Source organism: Arthrobacter globiformis, assembly GCF_003261175.1.
Lineage (GTDB): Bacteria > Actinomycetota > Actinomycetes > Actinomycetales > Micrococcaceae > Arthrobacter > Arthrobacter globiformis_A.
The window spans coordinates 1-5,197 of the sequence record NZ_QLNP01000071.1; the positions used below are offsets into that span (position 1 = coordinate 1).

The window sequence follows — 5,197 nt, forward strand, 5'->3', positions numbered from 1 at the left end:
CGATGACCAGCGCAACATCTGCCTGATCCCGGCCTCGGCGCACGGCACCAACGCCGCCTCGGCCGTGCTGGCCGGCATGAAGGTCGTCGTCGTGGCCACCGCCGCCGACGGCACCATCGACCACACCGATCTGTACGCCAAGATCGAGGCGCACAAGGACGTTCTCTCGGCCATCATGATCACCTACCCGTCCACCCACGGTGTGTACGACGCCGACGTCCGCGAGGTCTGCGACGCCATCCACGCGGCCGGCGGCCAGGTCTACGTGGACGGCGCCAACCTCAACGCGCTCGTCGGCCTGGCGCAGCCGGGCAAGTTCGGCGGGGATGTCTCGCACCTGAACCTGCACAAAACCTTCTGCATCCCGCACGGCGGCGGCGGCCCCGGCGTCGGTCCCGTTGCGGCCAAGGCCCACCTGGCACCGTTCATGCCGGGCGATGCCAACAACGCTTCGTTCGAGGGTGGCCTAGCGGGGCACGGCGTGGCCATTTCTGCCTCCCGGTTCGGTTCGGCGGGCGTGCTGCCCATCTCCTGGGCCTACGTGAAGCTCATGGGCGGCGACGGCCTGACCGAAGCCACCAAGTCCGCGCTGCTGGCGGCGAACTATGTCGCTTCCCGGCTGAATGAGTTCTTCCCGGTCCTCTACACGGGAGACAGCGGCCTGGTGGCGCACGAATGCATCTTGGACCTGCGCCAGCTCACGGCCCGGACCGGCGTCACCGCCGAGGATGTGGCCAAGCGCCTGATCGACTTCGGTTTCCATGCCCCCACCCTGTCATTCCCGGTCGCGGGCACCCTGATGGTGGAGCCCACCGAGTCCGAGGACCTGGCCGAGATTGACCGGTTCATCGAGGCGATGATCAGCATCCACGCCGAGATCGAGCCGGTCGCCAACGGCGACTTCACCGTGGAGAACTCCCCGCTGCGCAACGCACCCCACACGGCAGCCGCCGTCGTCAGCTCCAGCTGGGACCGCTCCTACCCCCGGGAGCAGGCCGCCTTCCCCGTGGCATCGCTCAGGCAGGACAAGTATTTCCCGCCGGTGGGCCGCATCGACGGCGCCGCAGGCGACCGGAACCTGGTCTGCTCCTGCCCGCCCCTTTCAGAATTTCAGAATTAAGGATTCCGCAATGACCGAGAACTACACCGCCCTCTACGACCAGCACAAAAAGGCCGGCGCCTCCTTCACCGATTTCGGTGGCTGGCAGATGCCGCTCAAGTACACCTCCGAGCTTGCCGAACACCACGCCGTGCGCAACGCGGCCGGCCTGTTCGATCTCTCCCACATGGGCGAAGTCTGGGTCAGCGGCCCGGATGCCGGCGCCTTCCTGGACTATGCGCTGGCCGGCAAGCTGTCCGCGATCGCCGTCGGCAAAGCCAAGTATTCAGTGATCTGTGACGCCGACGGCGGCATCATCGACGACTTGATCTCGTACCGCCGTGGCGAGGAGAAGTACCTCGTGGTTCCCAACGCGGGCAATGCAACGAAGGTGGCCGCCGCCCTCGCCGAGCGCGCAGCGAACTTCGACGTCGCCGTCGAGGACGTCTCAGCAGAGACCTCGCTGATCGCCGTGCAGGGGCCCAACGCGGAAGCCATCCTGCTCCAGCTGGTCCCGGCCGAACAGCACGCCCTGGTGACCGGGCTGAAGTACTACGCGGCTGCTGAGGTGGGGATTGCCGTCGACGGCGCTGTTCACACCCTGCTGCTGGCACGCACCGGCTACACCGGAGAAGACGGCTTCGAAATCTACGCGCCCAACGACGACGCTGCCGGGTTGTGGGAGGCGCTTCTGGACGCGGGCGCCGCGCACGGGCTGATCCCGGCGGGCCTTGCCTGCCGGGACTCGCTGCGCCTGGAGGCCGGCATGCCGCTCTACGGCAACGAGCTGACGCTCCGCGTCAATGCCTACTCCGCGGGACTGGGGCCTGTGGTTTCGCTGGCCAAGGAAAGCGACTTCGTGGGCAAGGAGGCACTGGCCGCGATCAAGGCAGCCGGCGTCGGTTCGACCATGGGCCAGAAGCTGGTGGGCCTCAAGGGCCTGGGCCGGCGCGCCGCCCGCGGTCACTATCCGGTCCTCAAGGACGGCACGCTGGTGGGCGAGGTCACCTCCGGCCAGCCGTCCCCCACTCTCGGCTACCCGGTGGCGATGGCGTACGTCGACGTCGAGTATTCCGAAGTCGGCACGGTCCTGGACGTCGACCTGCGCGGCAAGGCCGAGCGGTTCGAAGTGGTGGCACTGCCGTTCTACAAGCGCTCCAAGTAACCACAAGCCACCTACACACACTAAGGAAAATCACATGAGCAAAGTTGTTTCTGAACTGAAGTACTCCGCCGAGCACGAATGGGTTGCCGCTGACGGGGCCGGGCCTGTGGGGATTGGGATCTCTGCTGTCGCGGCCGACGCCCTGGGCGACATCGTGTATGTGGACCTGCCCGAGGTTGGCTCCACGGTCACGGCAGGCGAAACCTGCGGCGAGGTGGAATCCACCAAGTCCGTCTCCGACCTGTACGCACCGGTGACCGGCGAAGTGACCGAGGTCAACGACGGCGTCGTCGCGGATCCGGCCCTGATCAACAGCGACCCCTACGGCGCCGGCTGGCTGTTCAAAGTGGCCGTCACGGAAGAGGGCCCGCTGATGTCGGCCGAAGAATACGCGACAGCAAACGGCGGCGAACTCTAGCTCCCCCACGCACCTCAAACCCTCCCCAGCCCGAACCGACCACAACTCTCCAGTTAGGAACCGACCATGGCTGTTGGCGTCTTTGACCTCTTCTCGATCGGGATTGGCCCATCGTCCTCGCACACCGTTGGACCCATGCGGGCTGCGGCGGTGTTTGCGGAGGAGCTGACCTCCTCCGGCGTACTCGATCAGGTGGCGTCCCTGCGGGTGGACCTGTATGGCTCGCTCGCGGCAACCGGGCACGGGCACGGCACCATGACGGCGGTTCTGCTGGGCCTGGAGGGGTACCACCCCGAGCTGATCCTGCCCGATGAGGTCGAGGAACGGCTGGCTTCGATCGCGGAGACCGGGACGTTGCAGCTGGCCGGGTCGGTTCCGCTGCCGTACGGGGTCAAGGACATGGTGCTGCGGCCGCTGACGATCCTGCCGCGGCACACCAACGGCATGACCTTCACGGTCACCGACGCTGAGGGCGAGATCCTGCACAGCGCCACCTTCTTCTCCGTCGGCGGCGGGTTCATTGTCCGCGAGGGCGAGGAGGATGCGGCGCAGCACGAACTGGAGGAGTCCAAGAAGGAGCTGCCGCTGCCGTTCCGCACCGCGGCAGAGCTGCTCAAGCACTGCCAGAACACGTCGTTGAGCATCAGCGACGTGATGCGTGTCAATGAGGAAGACAGCCGCACCGAAGACGAGATCCGAGAGGGCCTGCTCCACATCTATTCGGTGATGGAGGGCTGCGTCGAGGTCAGTCTGAAGCGCGAGGGGCTGCTGCCCGGCGGACTGAAGGTCCGCCGTCGTGCTCCCGACTGGCACGAACGGCTTCTGAAGGAAGGCCGTGACCACGGTTCGGACTGCCGGGACCCCAAGTACTGGCAGGAATGGGTCAACCTGGTGGCCCTGGCCGTGAACGAGGAGAACGCCTCGGGCGGCCGGGTGGTCACCGCGCCGACGAACGGCGCCGCCGGCATCATCCCGGCCGTCCTCTACTACGCGCTGCACTTTGCTCCCGGGATGGACCAGGCGACCCAGGAAGACCGCGACGACGTCGTGGTGAAGTTCCTGCTCGCCGCCGGTGCCATCGGGGTGCTGTACAAGGAACAGGCCTCCATCTCGGGTGCGGAGGTGGGCTGCCAGGGCGAGGTGGGGTCGGCGTCGTCGATGGCTGCCGCCGGGCTCGCCGAGGTCATGGGCGGCACGCCCGCGCAGGTGGAGAACGCCGCCGAAATCGCGATGGAACACAACCTGGGCCTGACGTGCGACCCGATCGGGGGGCTGGTCCAGGTGCCGTGCATCGAGCGGAACGCGATCGCCGCCGCGAAGGCCATCAACGCGGCCAAGATGGCCCTGTGGGGCGACGGCTCGCACCGGGTCTCGCTGGACGAGGTCATCGTCACCATGCGGGAAACGGGCAAGGACATGAGCTCCAAATACAAGGAAACGGCCATGGGCGGCCTCGCCGTCAACGTCGTGGCCTGCTGATTTAGCACTCCTGCAGATTTAGTACGAGGGAAAGAGAACCATGACACTGGCACCAGAAGGCCGGAAAATGCTGCGGATCGAGCAGCGCAATGCGGCCACCCCGGTGGAACGCAAACCGGACTGGATCAAGGCCAAGGTCCAGATGGGCCCGGAATTCGTCCAGCTCAAAAACCTGGTCAAGAAGGAAGGCCTGCACACCGTCTGCGAAGAGGCCGGCTGCCCCAACATCTTCGAATGCTGGGAAGACAAGGAAGCCACCTTCCTGATCGGCGGCTCCGAATGCACCCGCCGCTGCGACTTCTGCCAGATCGACACCGGCAAACCCTCCCCCGTGGACAGGTTCGAACCCACCAAGGTGGCCCGCTCCGTCCAGGCCATGGCCCTGCGCTACGCGACCGTCACCGGCGTTGCCCGTGACGACGTCGAGGACGAAGGCGTCTGGCTCTACGCCGAAACCGTCCGCAAGATCCACGAACTGAACCCCGGCACCGGCGTCGAACTGCTCATCCCGGACTTCTCCGGCAAACCCGAACACATCGCCGCGATCTGCGACTCCAAACCCGAGGTGTTCGCGCACAACGTCGAAACCGTGCCCCGGATCTTCAAGCGGATCCGGCCCGCCTTCCGCTACGAACGCTCCCTTGACGTCATCACCCAGGGCCGGAACCTGGGCATGGTCACCAAGTCCAACCTGATCCTGGGCATGGGCGAAACCCGCGAAGAGATCTCCGAGGCCCTCCGCGACCTGCACCAGGCAGGCTGCGACCTGATCACCATCACCCAGTACCTGCGCCCCTCCGAACGCCACCTCCCGGTGGACCGCTGGGTCAAACCCCAGGAATTCGTGGACCTCCAGCACGAAGCCGAGGAGATCGGGTTCCTCGGCGTCATGTCCGGGCCCCTGGTCCGCTCCTCCTACCGCGCCGGCCGGCTCTGGGCCACCGCCATGCGCAAAAAGGGCTGGGAAATCCCCGCCGAACTCGCCCACATCGAATCCTCCGGATCCACCCGCCAGGAAGCCAGCTCCCTGCTCGCG

At 66.3% G+C, this 5,197-nt stretch carries 4 protein-coding genes and 1 pseudogene; all 5 read left to right on the forward strand.

What is annotated here, in order from left to right; all coding sequences use genetic code 11:
• Positions 1 to 1,120, forward strand: a pseudogene (locus tag DBZ45_RS09990) (glycine dehydrogenase (aminomethyl-transferring)); the annotation flags it as partial.
• A gap of 10 nt (positions 1,121 to 1,130) precedes the next feature.
• Positions 1,131 to 2,264: a glycine cleavage system aminomethyltransferase GcvT gene (gcvT, locus tag DBZ45_RS09995; RefSeq protein WP_111903764.1), complete on the forward strand. Its 1,134-nt coding sequence runs from the start codon at positions 1,131 to 1,133 to the stop codon at positions 2,262 to 2,264.
• A 34-nt stretch (positions 2,265 to 2,298) separates the two neighbouring features.
• Positions 2,299 to 2,682 (forward strand): glycine cleavage system protein GcvH, encoded by a 384-nt coding sequence (gene gcvH / locus DBZ45_RS10000; protein WP_111903765.1) that lies wholly within the window; start codon positions 2,299 to 2,301, stop codon positions 2,680 to 2,682.
• A 66-nt stretch (positions 2,683 to 2,748) separates the two neighbouring features.
• On the forward strand, positions 2,749 to 4,161 hold the full coding sequence (locus DBZ45_RS10005) for an L-serine ammonia-lyase (protein ID WP_111903766.1): 1,413 nt from the start codon (positions 2,749 to 2,751) through the stop codon (positions 4,159 to 4,161).
• A 40-nt stretch (positions 4,162 to 4,201) separates the two neighbouring features.
• Positions 4,202 to 5,197, forward strand: a 996-nt coding sequence (gene lipA / locus DBZ45_RS10010; protein ID WP_111903451.1) for a lipoyl synthase, incomplete at its 3' end; no start/stop codon positions are given.